The organism is Iningainema tapete BLCC-T55, assembly GCF_014698965.1.
GTDB lineage: Bacteria > Cyanobacteriota > Cyanobacteriia > Cyanobacteriales > Nostocaceae > Iningainema > Iningainema tapete.
The window spans coordinates 1-18,521 of record NZ_JACXAE010000076.1 but is presented as its reverse complement, the minus strand read 5'-3'; the positions used below and the strand labels follow the sequence as shown (position 1 = coordinate 18,521).

Annotated in this window: 25 protein-coding genes and 2 pseudogenes; 9 read left to right on the top strand and 18 right to left on the bottom strand. The window is 42.9% G+C overall.

All coding sequences use genetic code 11. The features are described 5' to 3' along the window. The first annotated feature begins 24 nt into the window (after positions 1-24). Positions 25-2,436: pseudogene (locus tag ICL16_RS46905) on the top strand (TonB-dependent siderophore receptor). Then, a complete protein-coding gene (locus ICL16_RS24825) occupies positions 2,437-2,868 on the top strand; it encodes a substrate-binding domain-containing protein (RefSeq protein WP_190833265.1) in 432 nt (143 codons plus the stop codon). A gap of 35 nt (positions 2,869-2,903) precedes the next feature. Here the strand turns inward: ICL16_RS24825 and ICL16_RS24820 are convergent, their stop codons facing one another. The 6 genes from ICL16_RS24820 to ICL16_RS45960 all read right to left on the bottom strand — a co-directional run bounded on the left by ICL16_RS24820 (position 2,904) and on the right by ICL16_RS45960 (position 6,974). Next, positions 2,904-3,515 (bottom strand): molybdopterin-binding protein, encoded by a 612-nt coding sequence (locus ICL16_RS24820; protein WP_190833263.1) that lies wholly within the window; start codon positions 3,513-3,515, stop codon positions 2,904-2,906. 278 nt (positions 3,516-3,793) lie between these two features. Next, a complete protein-coding gene (locus ICL16_RS24815; protein ID WP_238360944.1) occupies positions 3,794-4,690 on the bottom strand; it encodes an SDR family NAD(P)-dependent oxidoreductase in 897 nt (298 codons plus the stop codon). Positions 4,691-4,815: 125 nt separating this feature from the next. After that, the gene (locus tag ICL16_RS24810) at positions 4,816-5,709 is read right to left on the bottom strand and encodes a helix-turn-helix transcriptional regulator (protein WP_190833260.1); all 894 of its coding nucleotides are present in this window, start codon (positions 5,707-5,709) and stop codon (positions 4,816-4,818) included. Between the two features lie 294 nt (positions 5,710-6,003). Beyond that, the gene (locus ICL16_RS24805) at positions 6,004-6,432 is read right to left on the bottom strand and encodes a type II toxin-antitoxin system VapC family toxin (protein ID WP_190833258.1); all 429 of its coding nucleotides are present in this window, start codon (positions 6,430-6,432) and stop codon (positions 6,004-6,006) included. Beyond that, on the bottom strand, positions 6,429-6,638 hold the full coding sequence (locus ICL16_RS24800) for a hypothetical protein (protein ID WP_202895712.1): 210 nt from the start codon (positions 6,636-6,638) through the stop codon (positions 6,429-6,431). Before ICL16_RS24800 ends, ICL16_RS24805 begins: the two co-directional genes overlap by 4 nt. Positions 6,639-6,761: 123 nt before the next feature. Next, complete coding sequence (locus tag ICL16_RS45960; protein WP_238360943.1) at positions 6,762-6,974, bottom strand: hypothetical protein; 213 nt, start codon at positions 6,972-6,974, stop codon at positions 6,762-6,764. Between ICL16_RS45960 and ICL16_RS47790 the strand changes: the two genes are divergently transcribed. Next, positions 6,939-7,031 (top strand): hypothetical protein, encoded by a 93-nt coding sequence (locus ICL16_RS47790; RefSeq protein WP_420485301.1) that lies wholly within the window; start codon positions 6,939-6,941, stop codon positions 7,029-7,031. The two genes, ICL16_RS45960 and ICL16_RS47790, sit on opposite strands and share 36 nt — an antisense overlap. On the opposite strand, the gene ICL16_RS24785 is transcribed toward ICL16_RS47790, so the two are convergent. The 8 genes from ICL16_RS24785 to ICL16_RS24750 form a co-directional block, all read right to left on the bottom strand. Then, positions 7,013-8,377, bottom strand: coding sequence for an NAD(P)/FAD-dependent oxidoreductase (locus ICL16_RS24785; protein ID WP_190833254.1), 1,365 nt, complete (start codon positions 8,375-8,377; stop codon positions 7,013-7,015). The two genes, ICL16_RS47790 and ICL16_RS24785, sit on opposite strands and share 19 nt — an antisense overlap. Before the next feature lie 444 nt (positions 8,378-8,821). Beyond that, positions 8,822-10,192, bottom strand: a complete 1,371-nt coding sequence (locus ICL16_RS24780) for an IS110 family transposase (protein WP_190833252.1) — start codon at positions 10,190-10,192, stop codon at positions 8,822-8,824. A gap of 340 nt (positions 10,193-10,532) precedes the next feature. Then, positions 10,533-10,769 carry a hypothetical protein gene (locus tag ICL16_RS24775; RefSeq protein ID WP_190833249.1) on the bottom strand — a complete coding sequence of 79 codons (237 nt, stop codon included), beginning with the start codon at positions 10,767-10,769 and terminating at the stop codon, positions 10,533-10,535. Beyond that, positions 10,766-11,248 (bottom strand): hypothetical protein, encoded by a 483-nt coding sequence (locus tag ICL16_RS24770; protein ID WP_190833246.1) that lies wholly within the window; start codon positions 11,246-11,248, stop codon positions 10,766-10,768. The genes ICL16_RS24775 and ICL16_RS24770 overlap by 4 nt, the downstream gene beginning before the upstream one ends. A gap of 5 nt (positions 11,249-11,253) precedes the next feature. Further along, the gene (locus ICL16_RS24765; RefSeq protein ID WP_190833244.1) at positions 11,254-11,586 is read right to left on the bottom strand and encodes a hypothetical protein; all 333 of its coding nucleotides are present in this window, start codon (positions 11,584-11,586) and stop codon (positions 11,254-11,256) included. Between the two features lie 97 nt (positions 11,587-11,683). Beyond that, entirely contained in the window at positions 11,684-11,878 is a 195-nt protein-coding gene (locus ICL16_RS24760; protein WP_190833242.1) for a hypothetical protein, read from the bottom strand. Positions 11,879-11,883: 5 nt separating this feature from the next. Next, positions 11,884-12,075 carry a hypothetical protein gene (locus ICL16_RS24755; RefSeq protein WP_190833240.1) on the bottom strand — a complete coding sequence of 64 codons (192 nt, stop codon included), beginning with the start codon at positions 12,073-12,075 and terminating at the stop codon, positions 11,884-11,886. A 93-nt stretch (positions 12,076-12,168) separates the two neighbouring features. After that, positions 12,169-12,351, bottom strand: coding sequence for a hypothetical protein (locus tag ICL16_RS24750; protein WP_190833238.1), 183 nt, complete (start codon positions 12,349-12,351; stop codon positions 12,169-12,171). A gap of 138 nt (positions 12,352-12,489) precedes the next feature. On the opposite strand from ICL16_RS24750, the gene ICL16_RS24745 reads away from it, so the two are divergent. The 4 genes from ICL16_RS24745 to ICL16_RS24730 all read left to right on the top strand — a co-directional run bounded on the left by ICL16_RS24745 (position 12,490) and on the right by ICL16_RS24730 (position 14,660). After that, positions 12,490-12,882, top strand: coding sequence for a hypothetical protein (locus tag ICL16_RS24745; protein WP_190833236.1), 393 nt, complete (start codon positions 12,490-12,492; stop codon positions 12,880-12,882). Positions 12,883-13,015: 133 nt separating this feature from the next. Further along, positions 13,016-13,369 carry a hypothetical protein gene (locus ICL16_RS45955; protein WP_238360942.1) on the top strand — a complete coding sequence of 118 codons (354 nt, stop codon included), beginning with the start codon at positions 13,016-13,018 and terminating at the stop codon, positions 13,367-13,369. Between the two features lie 68 nt (positions 13,370-13,437). After that, complete coding sequence (locus ICL16_RS24735; protein WP_190833234.1) at positions 13,438-14,076, top strand: hypothetical protein; 639 nt, start codon at positions 13,438-13,440, stop codon at positions 14,074-14,076. Further along, positions 14,073-14,660 (top strand): DUF4102 domain-containing protein, encoded by a 588-nt coding sequence (locus tag ICL16_RS24730; RefSeq protein WP_190833232.1) that lies wholly within the window; start codon positions 14,073-14,075, stop codon positions 14,658-14,660. The genes ICL16_RS24735 and ICL16_RS24730 overlap by 4 nt, the downstream gene beginning before the upstream one ends. Positions 14,661-14,913: 253 nt before the next feature. On the opposite strand, the gene ICL16_RS24725 is transcribed toward ICL16_RS24730, so the two are convergent. From ICL16_RS24725 to ICL16_RS47785, 4 genes are all read right to left on the bottom strand, one after another. After that, a complete protein-coding gene (locus tag ICL16_RS24725; protein ID WP_190833229.1) occupies positions 14,914-15,348 on the bottom strand; it encodes a hypothetical protein in 435 nt (144 codons plus the stop codon). A 118-nt stretch (positions 15,349-15,466) separates the two neighbouring features. Next, the gene (locus ICL16_RS44930; RefSeq protein WP_202895711.1) at positions 15,467-15,937 is read right to left on the bottom strand and encodes a hypothetical protein; all 471 of its coding nucleotides are present in this window, start codon (positions 15,935-15,937) and stop codon (positions 15,467-15,469) included. Then, on the bottom strand, positions 15,934-16,515 hold the full coding sequence (locus ICL16_RS24715) for a tyrosine-type recombinase/integrase (RefSeq protein ID WP_190833226.1): 582 nt from the start codon (positions 16,513-16,515) through the stop codon (positions 15,934-15,936). The genes ICL16_RS44930 and ICL16_RS24715 overlap by 4 nt, the downstream gene beginning before the upstream one ends. 155 nt (positions 16,516-16,670) lie before the next feature. Continuing rightward, complete coding sequence (locus tag ICL16_RS47785; RefSeq protein ID WP_420485300.1) at positions 16,671-17,012, bottom strand: 2OG-Fe(II) oxygenase; 342 nt, start codon at positions 17,010-17,012, stop codon at positions 16,671-16,673. A 302-nt stretch (positions 17,013-17,314) separates the two neighbouring features. On the opposite strand from ICL16_RS47785, the gene ICL16_RS24705 reads away from it, so the two are divergent. Next, on the top strand, positions 17,315-17,620 hold the full coding sequence (locus ICL16_RS24705) for a glucose-6-phosphate dehydrogenase (RefSeq protein WP_190833214.1): 306 nt from the start codon (positions 17,315-17,317) through the stop codon (positions 17,618-17,620). A 24-nt stretch (positions 17,621-17,644) separates the two neighbouring features. Then, positions 17,645-18,521: pseudogene (locus ICL16_RS44925) on the top strand (hypothetical protein); the annotation flags it as partial.

Sequence of the window (18,521 nt, the reverse complement as noted above, 5' to 3'; positions counted from 1 at the left end):
CAAACTGATGTCAGTACTATCCAAGTGAGGGTAACTGGAGATACTGCTGTACCACTCGTGCAGGTCATTCCTGGTGATACAGAGTTGGTATTAAGTTTGACTCCACCTCAAGATGCCATAGAACTCACTGTCACGGGTGAACCTAGCGGATACAGTTTCCCCAACTCGGCGACAGTGACAAAAACAAATGTACCATTGCGTGATTTGCCTTTTGATGTACAAGTAATTCCACAACAGATTATTCAAGATCAAAGAGCATTGACTATTGGAGAGCCGATCCGAAATGTGAGCGGATTTGCTCTTTCAGGTAGAGGAGGGGCGCGAGGCGAATTTTCCCTTTTAACGCGGGGTTTCACTGCCGAACAGTTCCGGGATGGGTTTAAGGAAGGTAATAACTCTAACAGAGTCAGCACGGAAATTACTAACCTGGAGCGGATTGAAGTTCTTAAGGGTCCAGCGTCGGTGCTTTATGGACAAGCCCAAGCAGGGGGTGTAGTCAACTTAGTCACAAAACAACCATTAGCGCTCCCTGGTTATGCTGCTGACTACACTGCGGGTAGTTTTGGTTACAATCGTGCCACATTAGATTTAACAGCACCTTTGGATAGTGGACGCAACTCCAGATATCGCTTGAACTTTGCCTACGAAGACTCTGGAAGCTTCCGTGACGGGGTTGAAATCAATCGTTTGTTTATTTCACCAAAATTTTCATTAGATCTTAGTTCCCGGACAACACTCAATTTATCTGGAGAATATCTTGGGGACAGCCGTCCTGTGGATTTTGGCTTAGTTGCTATAGGCAATAAAGTTGCCGACATCCCTATTAACCGTTTTATCGGCGATCCATCACGTACAAATGATGTTTACCAACGACGTGGTTATGTGTCCGTAGAACATCGTTTTAGTAACAATTGGTTTTTGGTGAGTTCTTTCCGTACTACTACTAGTGACCAGTACTTTTCTGCTATTCAACCAAGAGGGATGCAAGGTATGGGTCAAGGTATGTCCCAGATTTCTCCCCAAACACAAACTACCAGTCCGATTGTACCTCTAACTCCAATTGTGCCTCTAACTCCAATTGTGCCTCTAGCTACAGGTGATGGACTTGGGGGACAAGGTACTGGTACAGGTTCTGGTGCGGGAACTGGTACAGGAACTGGTGCAGGTTCTGGTGCAGGGCAAGGTTCTGGTGCAGGTACAGGGCAAGGTACTGGTGCAGGTACTGGTGCAGGTACTGGTACAGGGCAAGGTACGGGAATTGGTACTGGGCAAGGTTCTGGTGCAGGTACTGGGCAAGGTTCTGGTGCGGGTGCGCTGCAGTGTCCGTCACAACTGAATAATCTAGTATCTTTAACCGCTCAAGACAGCAAGCAATTTTATAGTACAGATACTTTTCAAACCAATTTAGTCGGTAAATTTACCACAGGTACGATTAAGCACTCGACCTTAATTGGCTTTGAATTGAATCAAGAATTAAGACGGGTGACAAATTTCAATGGCAATGCAGGATGTTTTGATATTTTTAACCCCACATACCGCTTCTCAGTGGGTAGCTTGACAAAAAATGTCGATCAAAATGAACAAACTAAAGAGTTTGGTATTTATCTGCAAGACCTTATAGCATTGACAAATAATCTAAAGTTTTTGATAGGTGGACGTTTTGATACTGTCAATTTCGACCTTAAGGACAATTTACGAAGTACAAACACAAATACATATAGTGAAGCGTTTAGCCCTCAAATCGGAATTGTTTATCAACCAACTCAAGCTGTCTCACTTTATGCTAATTACAGTCGTTCTTTTGTACCACAGTCTGGTAGTACTTTTGATGGTACACCTTTTAAACCAGAACGGGGAACTCAGTATGAAGTGGGTGTGAAAACTGACTGGTTTAATGGTCGTCTCTCCTCAACCTTAGCACTTTATCAAATCACTAAAACTAACGTTTTAACAGCAGATCCTGAGCGGGCAAATTTTTTTATACAAACTGGTGAACAACGCAGTCGTGGTGTATAATTTGATTTGATTGGTGAAATTTTACCAGGATGGAATGCGATCGCATCCTATGCCTACACCGACGCAATTATTACCTCAGATAATACATTTACTCCTGGTAATCGCCTTGCTAGTGTGCCACGTAATACCTTTAGTTTTTGGACTACTTATGAAATAAAGGGAGGAAGTTTGCAGGGATTAGGTTTTGGTGCTGGTGTGTTTATAGCCGACTCTCGGTTTGGAGATTTAAACAACAGTTTTACTTTACCCAATTATACCCGCGTTGATGCTGCTGTTTATTACAACTACGGCAATCTTCGTGCCGCACTCAACATCAAAAACTTATTTGACACCCGCTATTTTGAGTCGGCACAAAGCAGAACGCAAATTTTTCCAGGTGCGCCACTCACTATTTTAGGAACAATTTCTCTAGAGTTTTGATTGAACAACGAAGATGCAAAATCCATCATTTTGTCAGGAACACTACCACCTGAAAGAAATAGTTCAGGTGGTAGTATTGTCTACTTTATTGAAGATACTCAACTAGTAGATGCAGAAATCGTTTATTACACCAGCGCCATTTCAGCACTGGAATTGTCACCGAATCTACAGGTAGTAGAATTACCAGAGAATTTAGCAGTTAAAGCCGAATACGGTTTAACAATCATCAAAAATGCAAACCCTGATACAGCAAAACTTGTTGATTATATTCTTTCACCATCTGGACAAAAAATCCTAGCAAAGTATGGTTTTACTAGCCCCTCTGGTACTGCTTCAGCTTCTATCCCAGAATCTCAAGATATATATGGAATTCTTCTTGCGGTTGGTATAGTTGTTGTTTTGAGGAAAAATATCTTGAATCTTGAAAGTTGAAATCAAGCAGAGTGCTAATTATGTTCAAGACTTTTCTAACGTTTAAAACGAAAATCAGGAGCAGATAGCACTTGAATACGCCTTATATAGAAAATATTACGTCCACCGGCTTGATCGCCTGGAACTATTAGACGAGCAAATCCTAGATCATCTCCTAGTAGTTGTGGATCATCAGACGAATCGTCTTTGGTTGCATAAGCAACTATTACATTCTTACCTTCAAAGTTTGGTTGAATTTCACCCACCGCCAAAACTATCTGATAGCAATCAGTAGCTTCAATCACAATGTACTGACGAAGGAAGTTGTTTCTTACTGTTGGATCGGGATTGGGTCTAAGTCCGCCTGCTGCTTGGATCAGATTCCATAAAGGCACTCCGACATAGGTACGATTTTCCTGTCCTTGCATTGTTCGGAAGCTGGCATTGACTTCTATTGCTGGGAATGATTGCAAATCTGATAAGTTGAAGGTTCTGCGATTTACGACTTGACCACCCAATTCAAATTGCTCAGACCTACCACCTGAACAATCTGTTTGTTCCCTAGAGGTTGAGTTTTTTCCTACAGGGTTAGCTAAGGTAGGTTGTCCTAATCCCCCTAGTAATGACAGTGTTAAAGATACAATTGCAATCCCACGAGTAATGTTCATAAACTATACGTCTACCTACTATTAAAAAATTAAACCGTTTGGCTAAGGATAGTGCCGTTAACTTCCAGTTGGAAATTACTACAAAGTAACTATTGGAGTTACCAACCACTTTACCAACTTTGTTTATACCACAACACGGTACTATACACTCACTCCCCTAAGTAAAAAAGATATTTAGGGTAGCCAGAAAACTAGCTACCCTAATATATATAGCTTTAACAAATTAATCTTAAGGAAATTTCACTTGAATCATATTTCACGTTCCCATAGTTCAGTTTTCAAAACCCTGCTAGTAAGCCACCATCAATGATGTGGGGAGATCCTGTAATATAAGATGCCTCGTCAGAACTGAGTAGCAGCACTGCCTTTGCTACTTCATCTGCTATCGCAATTCGCTTTAAACCACCGACATTTTCTGCAATTTGGGCAAGCCCCTCTGAAGTTTTCGCCAGTTCACTATAGCGTCGAAACAATGGAGTATCAATAATACCTGGTGCGATCGCAACGACTCGAATACCAGAAGTGCCATACTCAAGAGCCGCCGAGCGAGTCAGGCTCATAATGCCAGCTTTAGTTGCAGCATAAGGCGATCCACCAGGACGAGTTGCAAACCCCTGTACGGACGAGTTGTTAATGATGACACCACTTTTTTGCTTGAGCATCTGCGGAATTTCATACTTCATTGAAAGCCATACGCCTTTGAGGTTGGTATCAACAACTCGATCCCACTCCTCCTCAGAGGTTTCATGAACTTTGCCTTGAGTGGAGACTCCCGCGTTGTTAAATGCAATGTCGATCCGACCATAGGTAGCGATCGTCTTCTGCACAAACGCTTGTACATCATCAGGGTTGAGCACATCCGCACGAATATAGAGTACATCACCGCCCTTAGCACGAACGTTCGCCTGAACTTCCTTACCCAGTTGTTCGCGCCGTCCGCAGAAAGTCACTTTCGCTCCCTCAGCTGCAAACGCCTCAACAGTTGCCCTACCGATACCGCTTGTACCACCTGTAATTAGCACAACCTTGTTACTAAATCGACCTGCACCTTGTGAATTTGAAGCAGGAGGCATTGGTTGAGCATTCGTTTGATTTGCCGTAATTGTGCCAGCTGTTAAACCTGTTAGAGTAGCTCCACTCCCAATGATTACTCTACGCCGTGTCTTAGATTTCATCAATTATTAGCCTACTGAAACCTCTATACAGAGATTACTAAGCTACCTCAAAGTTGTCTTGAGTAAATCTTGCCCAAGCTGATCAAAAGTTGCGGTTGTTTACCAAAATCCTTCTTCAGATAGAGCTACAGCCTTTGTCGAAATACTTGAGGCGTTACACCTGTATACCTACGAAAGAATGCAGTAAACTGACTGTGACTTGCAAATCCCAAACATTCACTCACGGCTCTGATAGTTAGTTCTTGTTTAGCAAGCAACCGTTTCGCCGCCTCAATTCGACGATGAATAACATATTGATGTGCAGTCATTCCAGTAATTTGCTTGAACTGGCGACAGAAATGATATTTGCTTAAACCACACAAGCTTGCCAACTCATGCAACCCAATATCTTCGCAAATACGATCTTCAATATAGTCATATAGTTGTTTGAGTTTTGTTTCAGTTAAAGCAATATGTGACACTGCACGAGTAGAAACACTGCTACCGTAAGTCAGAAGTAAATGCATTGCTAGCAGGGTTGCAACTTCCTCTACAAAAACGCGAGGAGACTGTACTTCATCATAAGCAGCCGCTTCAAGGCGAGAACCAAGCGCCCAGCATAACTGATCCTGTTGTGCAATTACTGGACGAAACGTAGCAAAACAGACTTGCTTAAAAAAATCTATTGCACAGGTTTGAACAAAAGTAGGATTGAGCGCAATTACCGTAAATGCTGTTTCACCATCCCACACTGAAGAATGTGGCATTAATGCCGGACGGAAATGAATATGCCCTGCACTCACGAGGCACGCCCCTAGTCGTTGCCCCTCATGAGTTGAGGTTAGCGTAAAATTTCCTCTTCGATTGAGCGTAAGGTGGTGATCGAGTCGGATAATTTCCGACGTTTCCCCAGCAGCTACCTCAAAACGTTGAACAAATCCAATCCCTTCTATCAGTTTCGCCGGACTAGATAATCCATCAACAAGTGTATTTAGAGCAGCAACCGAACCGTCTCTACGCCTGATTTTAATACTGGTCATGTCCAACTAGAAGGGCGATTATTGCCAAAATGCTTACCTTTTTTAATGTCTTATAGCAAGATTAGCATACATTTTGCTAGAATTCTAGCTAAGTTTTTCTTCTTATAGCAAGAGCAACTAACCTGTTGCTAGAATACTAGCAAGGTGGCATAGTTTTATCTATAAACTATCTGTCTTCTTGCTAGTAAATATTTTTCAGCCCCATTCGTTACAAAATAGGGGCTTTTTTAATAGACAAAGTATTATAAAAATCCTTTAACTTATACCCTGAATTGAATAGGCGATCGCACTCGTTTACACAAAATCAGTGATGGGTTTAATAACTACATTGCTAGCCGTTGCGGCTTGAGCTTGCCTTTGATCTACAGTAATCAACGGGCAACTAAGACGAGCTGCCAAAGCAATGTAAAATGAGTCGTAAACAGCTAATTGGTGGTCTAGACCAATTAGTAAAGCTCGTTGTAGTAAATTGCCTACTGGCATAATCTCTAATGGTAAAGCCAAAAGTTCAACAAGTAGCAGTGAGGCTTCTGTTTGTGACATCCCCTGAAAGCGTACCTGTTTCCACAACACATTCGCGCACTCTAGTAGGCAAAACTCTGGTATGCATAATTGAGCGCCTTGTTGCAACTGCTGTACCAAAACTATTGCATGTGAGGTGTAAGTCTCTGTGAGTAAATACTGCATCACTACACTTGTATCTACCACATAGATTGCTTTCATCTTTCTCGATCCTCACGCAGGAGTTCGAGCGATGATTTTGCACCTGGTGGTGGTGTCCATCTATGGCGATCGATAGAGTCAAAAATCTCTTGTAAAGAGCGTTTTTCTCCTGGTTGTTCCTTATTACGTAGCCGCTCATCGACAACAGAAGCTATCAAAGCTTTGAGTTCATCAACAGTCATATCTTTGACAAGTTTAGTTTCCATAGTTTTCACTAACCAAATCTTCTATAATACTAGCGCCCATTGGGAATGCGATCGCATTTCTTTATTCAAAGGGTGAGCTATCTTATCGATTGAGTAATCTCTTGTGTGTCAACATCTACGACATCAACTGGCATACGTACCATAAGTATAGCTTTTTCGGCGTTGCTGAATTCGTGTATGAATTATTTTTTGCTCGATCGCAAAGACGCCAAGACGCCAAGGTTTTTTTGCGACGAGTGCGTCTTGGCGTGAGATTTTCATGACGTGAATGATTTCTGTATTGAGTCGGTTAATGGTGATCTGAAAAATATCTGTCAAATAGAACACTCTCGACATTGTAGCCCATTTAACTTTTCACTGAAATATCCATTTTTTCAGACTCCTACCTTGTAAGCTTCTTGCACTTTTATAGTAGTTAACGGAACATCGTTGGTAACAGTTGTCGCTTCCCCAAAAGCTTCTCGACCTGTAATCAATCTGGAGCGACGATTACGAGTGATATAATTCCAAGCCCACTGAAATACTACTACTAATTTAGTGTCGAACTCGATTAAGAAGTAGATATGAACGACTAACCAAAATATCCAAGCAACAAAACCTTGGAGTTTGATGAAACTTAAATCTACAACAGCTAAATTTTTGCCAATCATCGCCAAACTACCAACGTCATTGTAACGAAATTGTGGTAGTGTTTGACCAGTAAGGCGTTTTTGAATGAGTTTAGCTACATACTCTCCTTCTTGTTTGGCTACGGGTGCAACACTAGGTAAGGGTTTCCCATCTTGATGAGAGAAGTTGCCTAAATCTCCGATGACAAAAATGTTTTTATAGCCTTTAATCGTCAAGTCTGGTTCTACAATCACACGTCCGGAGCGATCGCACTCTACACCTGTACGGTTTGCCAAAACTTGCCCTAAAGCGGAACCTTTCACACCTGCTGCCCATAATATAGTCTTTGAGGTAATTTGTTCAACTTGATCGCCTTGCTTGAAAGTAACGATCTCATTTTCAATATTCGTCACCCTGGTATTAGTTTGGGTAACTACACCCAACTTCTGCAAAGATTCTTTTGCTACTTTTGATAACTGTGGTGCCATATGAGGGAGAACGCGATCGCCCCCCTGTAGTAATAAAATTTTAGTCTCTGTTGTGTCGATGTTGCGGAAATCCTCTTTGAGAGTTTTTGCCAATTCTGAGATCGCACCTGCTAACTCTACACCTGTCGGACCTGCTCCGACAATCACAAAAGTCAACCAAGCTCGGCGTAGTTCGGGGTCAGTTTCTTTTTCTGCTGCTTCAAATGCCGAAAATATCCGGCGACGTATTTCTATGGCGTCTTCAACAGTTTTCAAGCCAGAAGCCAATGGTCTCCAGTTATCGTGACCATAATAGGAATGGTTAGCACCTGTAGCAACAACTAATGTATCGTAGTGTATTGTTCTATCACCCAGAATAACTTCTTGGGCTTCTGGATCAATATCATTTACTTCTCCCAACAACACTTTTGTATTCTTGCTTTTCCTGAATACAGCTCGTAATGGTGAGGAGATATCAGCAGGTGATAGCGTACCTGTCGCAACTTGATATAAAAGCGGCTGAAATAAATGAAAGTTACGTTTATCGATCAGAGTCACATTGACATTCGCTTTGGCAAGAGTCTTTGCTGTATACAGTCCACCAAAGCCTCCACCAATGATCACAACGTGATGTAGTGCATTATTCTCATGTACAACTACCATAAGAACTATTTCCTTTTGTTAAGGGGCTTGTAAATTTTCTTAACAAATATCTAGCAAAATTAGAATAAAGGCTGCCGTTTATTTACAACCTTTGAAGAAATACTAAAAGTAGTCTCAATTACAGCAATTAAATCAGAAAGCCGATCAAGGCGGGCGTGTGAATCTTAGAAATGGAACTGATACGCCAATTCGGGATATTCCTCAGGTAATTAATGTCGTACCTTTTTTCACTCTAGTCAACTGCGTTAAGTATCAAGTATAAAACGATTCTCGCAACCGATAGTCTGAAAACGATTGATTTCCCGCCGGAAATCAATCGCTTCTATTTAGATAAGCTCAATTAATAATTTTTGGGTTGAGAGGCGAAAGTTTTCACTTCCTCCCCTCGGTTTTAAATTCTAGCCTTCCCTAAAATTACGCGGCACCAGGCGTTAGAAAATCTTACTACTTTTTGGCGATCGCCGCTACGAGTTCCCGAAAGAGCAAATTGACCACTTTGGCCATCAGCTTGCCCTGCAAGTGCTTACCATTAAGAAGTTGCTTGCCCTGGGAGTTGGTAAGATTTTTTAGGTCATCCCTGTATTTGACAAGCTCAAGAGTGATGTTGTTGACGGGAAGCTTTCCGGTTTCAATTTGGCAAAGCACATATTGCCAAATTGATTTTCGGCACAGCGCCGAACCACTAGCTTTCTCTACCAACTCATCACCTGACGACTCAAGCACCGTCCCCATACCTAGCCGCATTTTGAAGGCGTCCCGGCTGCGGTTGCGTTTAATTCGTTTCTTGTCTCCAGGGGAACGTTTGACGACGGTTTTTCCATCAATGCGCTGTTTCTCTACCTTTTTAACTTCTCGGATCTCGTACTCAATGAGAGGTTTGCTGTCAACCAGAAAAGCTTCAAATGGGTAAATTCGACTTAGTAACCTAGAGCGAACTCGTAAACCAAAGCCAAATGTATCAAAGATGCGGTTGTAAACACTAAAGCATTCGTTAGCTAATAACTGGGAGATTTTACCCTCTAGTTGTTGAGCATACAATTCAATGTCACACAACCAATCTGCATGTAACTTCAAAAATGGATCAAAGTTGATGCAGTAAGCGTTAGCTATTGATTTGGTGTACTGATTTTGTAAACGCTTCCAACTGTTAGGAGCTACCTCGGACTGTCGAGATGCCAGCCATCCCCACAGTGGAGGGACCTTTCCTTCTAAAGTAGTTCTTGATTGAGAAAGCGCGACTTCCGGGAACTGCCAAGCGAGTAGTTGTCTGGCATAATTGATAATTGGGTTTTGAACTCGGTTGAGATGTTCCAACTGCTGGCACATCTCCCTGAGGTCATCAATGGGGTAAGGGCGGTGCAGCAGGAAGTATCGCTTGTTCAATTCCCCATCTTCTGTGTGATGTTCCACATCTAACGTGTACGCAGCCATTGCCAGGGCATCAGCAGCGTCAGATTTGTTGGGCAAGTTCTTGCCTTCACGGTAGCGCCGCAACTCGACGTGTCCTACCCAAAGAATTTCGACTTTTAAACTTGACAATATCATTGCCCACAATCGACTGTAGTGGTTTCCTGTTGGCTCCAATATAGCCAAATTGAGTTGATTTTCTTTGACAAAATCAGCAAACTCAAAAGCACTTTTCTGTGTTTCTTTATTGCGAGGGTTGCTGTAAAAAACTGGGTACAAGCTTGAGGACTTATTCCTAGTTTTATCCCAATAGTTTTTTAACCCTCCTTTGGGATAAGCGGATAAAATGTGAACCGTGACGTTTGATTTTGAAACATCGATGCCGATCACTTTTAATTCAGTTGTCATGGTTCTGTAAATTTGGGTTTTGTCTAAATTTAAGACCCAGTTAACGCAAGAATCACCCTAACGCCTCACACAAGATGCGCGATTCACTCCTTAACGAACTGGGAAACCCGCGCTCAACAGGGAAGCTGCGCCTGAAAAACGATACGCTCTTTGGGGCGCATTTCCTCTTTAACACCGCATTCCCTGCTGATAACGGGACGCAATGGTTTGGACCCAATACGCGACGGGTAGACGTGCGAGTGTGGCATACCAAAAAGCACCACTTGCCAGCATTGACCGCTACGCCCTTTACCGCTAACTTGACCCGTTTCGCCGGTGGGTTAGTCCGACTCATCGGGCGTTATTTGTAATCTTCCTTGTCAATCCCAAAATCAATTGAGTCTAAAGCCGCGATCGCGTCTTGTACGTGCTGATTAGCGTGGAAGTCGCAATCATCATTACCTACTTCTTCTACTTTTATCAGTGCAAGAGCTTTGTCGATTTCCTCTTTAGCTTTGAGCAGTTGTTCCCAGGTTTCGTAGTAATCCCAAGCTGGATCTGGTAGGGGATGATTGTTATTTTCTAAAGTTTCATTCATGGTCCTTCAAACTTTTCTAAGAAGCGTTTTAATTTTCCGTTGTGGGCATCTTCAAGAGTCGCAATTATGATGTCCGGGCAAGGCTCCCCATCCCTGCTTACAGTGCGCAAAGATGCAGTTATCCCACGTCGCTGTAAGGCGCGTTGAATTTCATCTGATTGCAATGCTTGATGATAAATTACGTAGTCTTGATGCAAGCACGGAAAAATTACTTGCCTGACCTCACTCCTTGCCCCATTAATGTATTTCAGCATGTGTTCTTTGGCTTGTCCTACCACGTCGGGAATGTAAAATTCTATGGCAGCGATGTGCTTTTGTGCTGCCATACTTTGAATGTCGGCACTACGGTTGACTTGCTGAAAAAGAGCCAAATTAGCTTCATCCTCTACAGGTATCCTGATGCCGCCGCCCACTACCGCGCTGCGAATATACTCTTTTATTACTTCCTTTGCTTGAGCTATATGTTTTTGAGTTGCCATGACTTTTAAAATGGTAAGTGGTCATATTCTCCTGGTATGGGAATACCATTCTTTTCTAAAAAAAGCTTTGCCTTCATAATGCGTTCTTTGGCAAGAATAAGCTGAGATTCTATGTTTTCAATCTCGTTAGTTAAATCGAGCTTCCTACCTTCGAGTCGTTTGGTTTCCCGCTCTAATATTTCCGAGTTGATTCCCAGTTGTTGATCTACGGTTGCTGTTAGGCAATCCAAGATTGATACTAAATCCTCATTTTCGCCTACTTGAACTTCAAATCTAAGCGATTGGCGATTGTAGTTGTCGCCCTTGCTTCGTTCATAAACAATGGTCTTGTATTGCATGACATTTCCTGAAAGAGCCGCTTATACTGTGCTTTAAGGTAGATAGATCCTGTTGACCACATGTGAGTTTCAAAGCCTCGCTCACATGTAGTCCGGGTTAATCTATCTTGACAGTGGTACTATCATGGTCAAACACTAGCCGCAAATTCGCGCCAGGTGAATTCTGGCGCAAAATTTGCAGGTATCCCTCAGCATCCCCTCGATGCCGGAATCGCATGATACAAGAGCTATTGACGGGTGAGGTCCATCGAAAAATTGCCCACGGCTTAATGTGGTTTTTGGGTTTAGTCATATCATTTAAGATTCAGATTTTGGTGGCTGTGGTGGCTGCCAAACCGTCGTGTAACATCCCGGCTGCAATTTCCTCGCGACTTTAAGGTAGCAGTCTGCATCGACCCGCGAACGGAAGCGTCCTACGGGCTGGCAATATTGAATTTTCAGCACACGGAAAACTACCCACGGTTTGTGAGTTGAACTGTCTAATGTCATAAAATTGAATCCAAGTTTTAAGAAGCACCAGCACAAATCAGCACCCAGGTAGCTGGTGCGATTTGCAAGAACGTTTCGTTTGTGAGTGTTTTATTACATAGAGTGTCCTCCTTGGTTTGGTTGAGTGCGCGAAGCAAGAAGCGCGATCGCGATGGATGTGTATTCAGTTTTAGGTTGTTTCCACGACGGCACGCGCTGCAGTGTCATGGGTGCTTGCCCCGGTTTATTTGGGTGTCCCACTAGGCATAAAGCAGCGTGGGAGGGGGCTGGTATCACTTAGCAAAACTACTTGCACGTGATAACCTTGGTATGTAATTATTAATTGCACGTGCAAAAGTAAAAGTCAAGGGTTTTTTAAACAAGCACGTGCAAACTCTCGCTGATTAGCACGTGCAATAATTTAAGGGGATGATTATGCAAGCTAACGATGACAGACCAAAACTCGCAACCGCAGAAGAAAACCGTAAACGCAACGTTGAGAATGTCAATTCAAGATTGGGAAGCCCTTCAAGTCAAAGCTCAACAGATGGGCATGACTCGAACCAAATTTCTAACCCAAATAGCACGCGGAGAGATTCACTTGGAGAAGAAGATATTGGTGGAGGACAAGGAAGTGCTGGGAAAATTGCTAGCCAGTTGAGAGATTTACAAAAAGCTCACCTGGCATTTTTAGACGACCGCAGAAAATCCCTTGAATCTCAGTTAGCTGCAGATACAGAACACCGAAACCAAATTATTGAAACCATACAGCACCTAGAAAAGCAGGTACTTGAGCTTTTGGGTGAACAAGAAGTGGAATCCGAATAGAGCCGTCCCACCCCACAAGTAGGACGGTTTTCATGTATGTGGTAATTCTTCAAATGAAAATGCGGAGTTTTCCCGATGCTGTACTAGGAAATACCCCGCAAGTTGGATTGAGTAGTCTTCAATACTCAAACCTATGGAATTACTAACACAAATACTCTACCTGTTGCAGCAGATAGTTTACCTAATTGCATCAGTAGAAGACCTCTTTGCAAGGTTCAGGCACTATTTCAAATCTCGTGAACCAATTGGTTTTCAAATCCCAAAAAAGCCACGACGTTCACCACAGCAGCGACAGGGCAAATGGTCATCATCCTACCGCAATGACCCGAGAAACCGGGAACTACAGCATAGACTTATCGGCTTACTTCGCGGTGACATTGCTACAGCTAAACGCTTACTAAAGCAGCAGCGACAACTACACAAAGGCAAGTCAGATAACTGGTACTTAGAGAAAGTGATTTACGACTTAGAGCGCGATCGGCACTAAAAAAACCAAAAAGCCGCTTTTTATCTATCAACTATCAAGCGGCTCATGGCACAATTACTAACCAAATTATGACAGAAAAAACCAAAAACAGACTATCAAGCTGGTCACAAAAACACGAGGCTTTTTGTTTAGAAAATCAAATTCCCCCCGCCGCCAAGCTTCTATGGCAGTGGCTGATAATTCAAGGGATTGGTGAAGAAACCGAACCAGACTTAGCCGAATTCAACGATTGGGTAAAGAAGCACCGAGGTAAAGGCTACTGTCGTCTCACGCTCAAAAATGCACTTGCCAAACTCGTAGAGTGTAGGGTCATAACCCTCATAAAACAGTACACTTGGCGGATTGTCAAAATAGTTACACGCCCACTTGACTGGTTGCTACCGAAAAAAAACTTACAAAAGCAGAATGAAATTTACGCTTCACAAACCTCAAATCCGCAGTCAATTGAAAACGAGGTTAACAGCAGCAGCTATCCTCACAATGACGCGGGGGACAAAGAGGAAATACTGGAAATCTGTAACGAGGCTGGTATCAATTATCCTCCTAATAAACCAGCGAGAATTTTTACTTACTCAGTAGAAGAAATCAAGCTAGCCATTGCTTCATTCTTCATTCGCGGTGGGCATGAAAAAATCCGTAATCCACAAGGTTGGCTAATCGATTGTTTGCAGTGGCGATATTGGGAAGAAATAGGGGTGGCACTATGAAAGAACACGAGCAATTAGAACTTCCCCTCAACATAGCTCCAACGAAACCGTCAAATCCCTACGTACCAATTCTCGATCCTTACTGGGATGAAATTCTACGTGAGTCGTCCCAAAGTGAGGACTGTGATAACTTTGACGAATGTAATCTTTACGGCACTGCTTCCCAACACGATGACTTTGTTGGGGAGCAACTTTCTTTCCTGTCTGCTCCCCAACAAACTTTAACCCAATCTCAGTACCAAAGTGTTGGGGAGCAAGTTACAGAAAATGCAACAACAGACCTAGTAGATTCACTTGTTGGGGAGCAAGTTAAACAAGATACTAAAAAATCTGCTCCCCAACACGATACCGCTCACTGGGTGGAGAAGTATTGGGTGCAGCGCGGTGGGAATAAATATTGGTACTACCGCTATATGTGGATGCAGGGGCGCAAACTCAATCGCATTTACATTGGCAGTGTGCGATCTCGCGCCGCTCAAACAAAAAAGGAAGCTGTGGAGATTGCGATCGCGTCGGGACTGTCACCATGTGAAATAAAGCAGTTACTACTTTCAAATCATGAACCAAAGACCACAATGCCCTAAATGCGAATCCAATCGAACTTACAAAAATGGCAGTAACACCCTTTGCGATGGCATTATCGTTCAAAGATATTTTTGTCAAGACTGCCGAAAAACTTTCCAACAAAGAAGAGGTGTAAAGCGTATAGCACAATGCCCATTTTGTTTAAGTATTGAAACCAATCAAAATGGCGGAAGCGTTTTAAGTGATGGCACTCCCATTCTTTATTGGATTTGTCAAATCTGTCAAAAAACCTTTCACCAGATTAAGTGTTAACTAAATCAACAATTCCGGGTTTTCCTGAACCATTGTTTGAAACTTTCTAAATTCATCCCAGGCTCTGGTGTCAGTATTCAATTGTTTTGAATTTTGGTTTGGGTGATAGTTCTTCCTCTTCCACTTAACATATGACGCCAGGGCTTGGAGAATAATTTCCTGCTGTTGAGAAACATCCCCGTAGCGGTCGGGGATGTCGTATGCCGTGTCAGATATAGGAGCAGAAGCATCAATTGCTCTAGCATATTCGAGTATTCGCTCAGCCAGAGCTTCGGGCACCCTGATAACTTTAGTTTTCCCATGTTGCCAGGAGCCATTGATATTAGTCCAGGTAGTTTTATTTTTCATCGCTACATTGCCGTTGTTACACGGCATTGTAGCGATTAAGGAACTATGCAGATGCAGGGCGCGTAAAGTTCTTCTACCTGGTCCCATCCCTTGTCGGCAAGCTCCTGGAGTGATCGTGCCAAGTCCAGTGGGTGGTCGAATTGTCCGTTCTGGAGTTGGGCTTAGAATTCTTCAATTTGAAGGAAAATATAAGATTGCTGTATTGTCATCGGATGTAACTTACGAGTAAAGGAACTTTTTGAACTCCAGAGGTTGCTAGATTTCGCATATCTAACTGAAATCCTTCCCAACCAGGGATTGTTGTTAATACAACACAACCGGCGCTGCCGGGAACATTGGCATCTCGGTGTATACCAAAATCACCCCGTTGTTGACCATTTATTCGCACCAAATGCGGATCAATCTTGTAAAAGTTGCCTTCAACTCCTTTGAGCTTTGGCATTGGAATTGGTTTGGTGGCAACAGTGTAATGTGGGATGTTTACATCGCTTTGGGGTGGTATACTTCCCTTTCCCCTTACCGCTAGTTCGTGATGTTCCTGCCAACCTGCACTACCGGAAGTAGCGCGGTAAACGTTTTTGATTGTGTTGGATTCTGAGTCAATTAGCAGTAGGCGTCCCTCCAACAACTGACTTGAGTCTCCCAACTTGTTGTGAAACAAAAGCAATGGTTTCATAAAGTGGCGATGGCTCCTTTGATGCGGTCAGAGTCGATGTCTACGTAACGTTCCAGGGCTTGAAAATTGCAATGCCCAGTGATGCGCTTGATGGTGTAAAGGTCAGTCCCGTTTTTGTGGAGCTTAGTGATAAAGCTCCGGCGGGTACTGTGAGTTGAAATGCCTTTTGCTTCAAATCCTGCTCTCTCTATGGCTTTGCGCAAGATAGCGTCAGCCCATCTGAGGGTGATGGGTTTGGTTGAGTCCTTATTCGGAAAAAGCCAAACTGATTCTGGATCGGGCGAGTATGCCTTAAGCGATTCAAGCAGTGTAGGATGCGTGGGAATTTGTCGGGTTTGTCGCTTTCCGTCGGGGGACGCCTTTCGCGTACGCGAGCGAAAAGTGATGTACTCGCGAGGAGTTAAATCCTGGTTGTACACATCTTCAACACGCAGCTGTACTAAAGCTCCCCACCGCTCTCCGGTAAACCATGCCAAATCAAAAAGAAGTTTGTATTTTTGACTTTGGATTTGTTTACGAAGCTTAGAATATTCTTCGGTACTTAAAATGGATGCTTGTCCATTTCGGTTGTTTTTCATTTGCTGTTTCTTTCTTAAATGTTCCGGATTTATTATTGTGAGTAATAATTTCGGAACATTTTGATTTTTGGCTAGGGCTATTAACTGTTTCAATGCTATGTATAGCAAGGTATGTACGTCATCAGAAGTAGTTCTGAATTTACATAAAAGAGGAATTACTTACAATTAATCCAACCGTTAAGAGTAAATCTCCCATCCGAAAAAATCTTGCTCGGACATTGAACAGTTAACACCTCATGCAAACATGTACTTGGAAAGCAGATCAACGAATTGTTGAGTGGTTCAATTAAAGTTGTTATGTTATGGTGAAGTGCTAATTGCCCACCCGTAAATGCTTTGGGCTGTTTGTGAAAATAGTAAACGTAGCTAAGCACACGTTTTGGGCAATCTATGGAAGCGTCCAAATGGCTTTTAAAGTAATCCTGGTCATTGCTTGAAGTAATTTGAGATTCAATTACTCCCAGTTCAAACGTCAACTCCAAGGTTTCAGTGATCATGGGTAGGAGGTCAATAAGTTTAGGCAGCACATAGCTTCCCACCGGAAATATATGAGCAATTCTTGAACGCCTGTAACCTTCGACTTTAGTTGTAACGCAGCTTTGGCTAAACCTATTTTCGTTGTTAAGTACCCAATCCAAGATAGCTTGATTTTCTTTAAAGCTTAAAAAGTTATCTATACGAAAGCAAGTATTCATACGTAAGTTTGATCTAAAAAAAAAACCAATATTTTTACTAATTATCTAAAACCAATATTAGTTATTAAATAGTAATAGATATATGTACAGACAAATTAATTAACATGACTGCTTTCTCTACCAGCGATATTCCATCGAACATTGATACTTTAGAAAAACTTGCAGCTTGGGTAGGCTTATCTCTCGCGTCTATTAACCTAACATTGACGGCGATAGAAGCTCCCAACTACTCACAAAGAACTTGTCAGGCAGGTACTTTTTTCATTGATGCTGACAATAAACATAGATTGTTAATTCGAGTATCTTTGCCCATGTCATCTGATCATTTGTCAGGTACTAGCAATCCGTGGACTTATGCGGAAGCATTGTCGCAGACAGCAATTCCCAATGAATTTAAGGTAGCGGCCTAACAAACAGTAAAAGGAGTACTTGATATGAGCGGGGAATTACAACGTCAACCTGTACAAAAGCCGTTACCATTGCCTCTTGATGTTTACAATCAACCTCAGTCTTATCAGTACTCCCCACTGGGTAAACCAGACTTTACTCCAGAAACAATTGGTTCTACTCCAGGTCTGGTTCCTAATCAAAATCCGCTACCAAAGCCATTACCAAACCCGAATCCAGGAACATTTGGCTTAGACCCAATTCCAATGCCAGTTGAACCAAAGTCAATACCAAATTTGGCTCAAGAATCAATTGGGGGAATTGGTTTAGACCCAGTTCCGATGCCAGTTGAACCAAAGCCATTACCCAACCCTGCTCAAGAAACGATTGGACTTGATCCGCCTCACAAACCAGCGCCAAAAATTCCCAAACCTGCTCCTTTACCAGCGCCGACCCCACCACCACCGCCGCCACCACCGCCGCCGCCACCACTACCGCCGCCGCCACCACCGGAACCTGTTCCACCTCCACCAGCTAAACCTCCTGCACCAACACCAGCGCCTAAAAATGCTTTAGGAGGCTTTGCTATTGGTGCTGCAGTCGAGTTTGGTGTTCGCGTAGCCGCCGGACAGCCACCAGCTCAAGCAGCTTATGGTACGGGCGGTAGTTTAGCAGGAACTATCATTGGTACTGCATTAGGCGGTCCGGTTGGTGGGTTGGTTGGTGGATTGATTGGTGGAATAATTGCGGATACAGTCTACAATGCCGCGTTTCCTCCAGAAGAACCAGAGCCAGAACCACCTCCACCATATTTTGGCGGTAAGGAATATGCCACTTGGAATCCCGTTTTTGAAAATGATAGTCCTCAAAAAATTGAGGCTCTAAAACGTACCATTAGCGCTAGAACCTTTACGGGACTTGTAT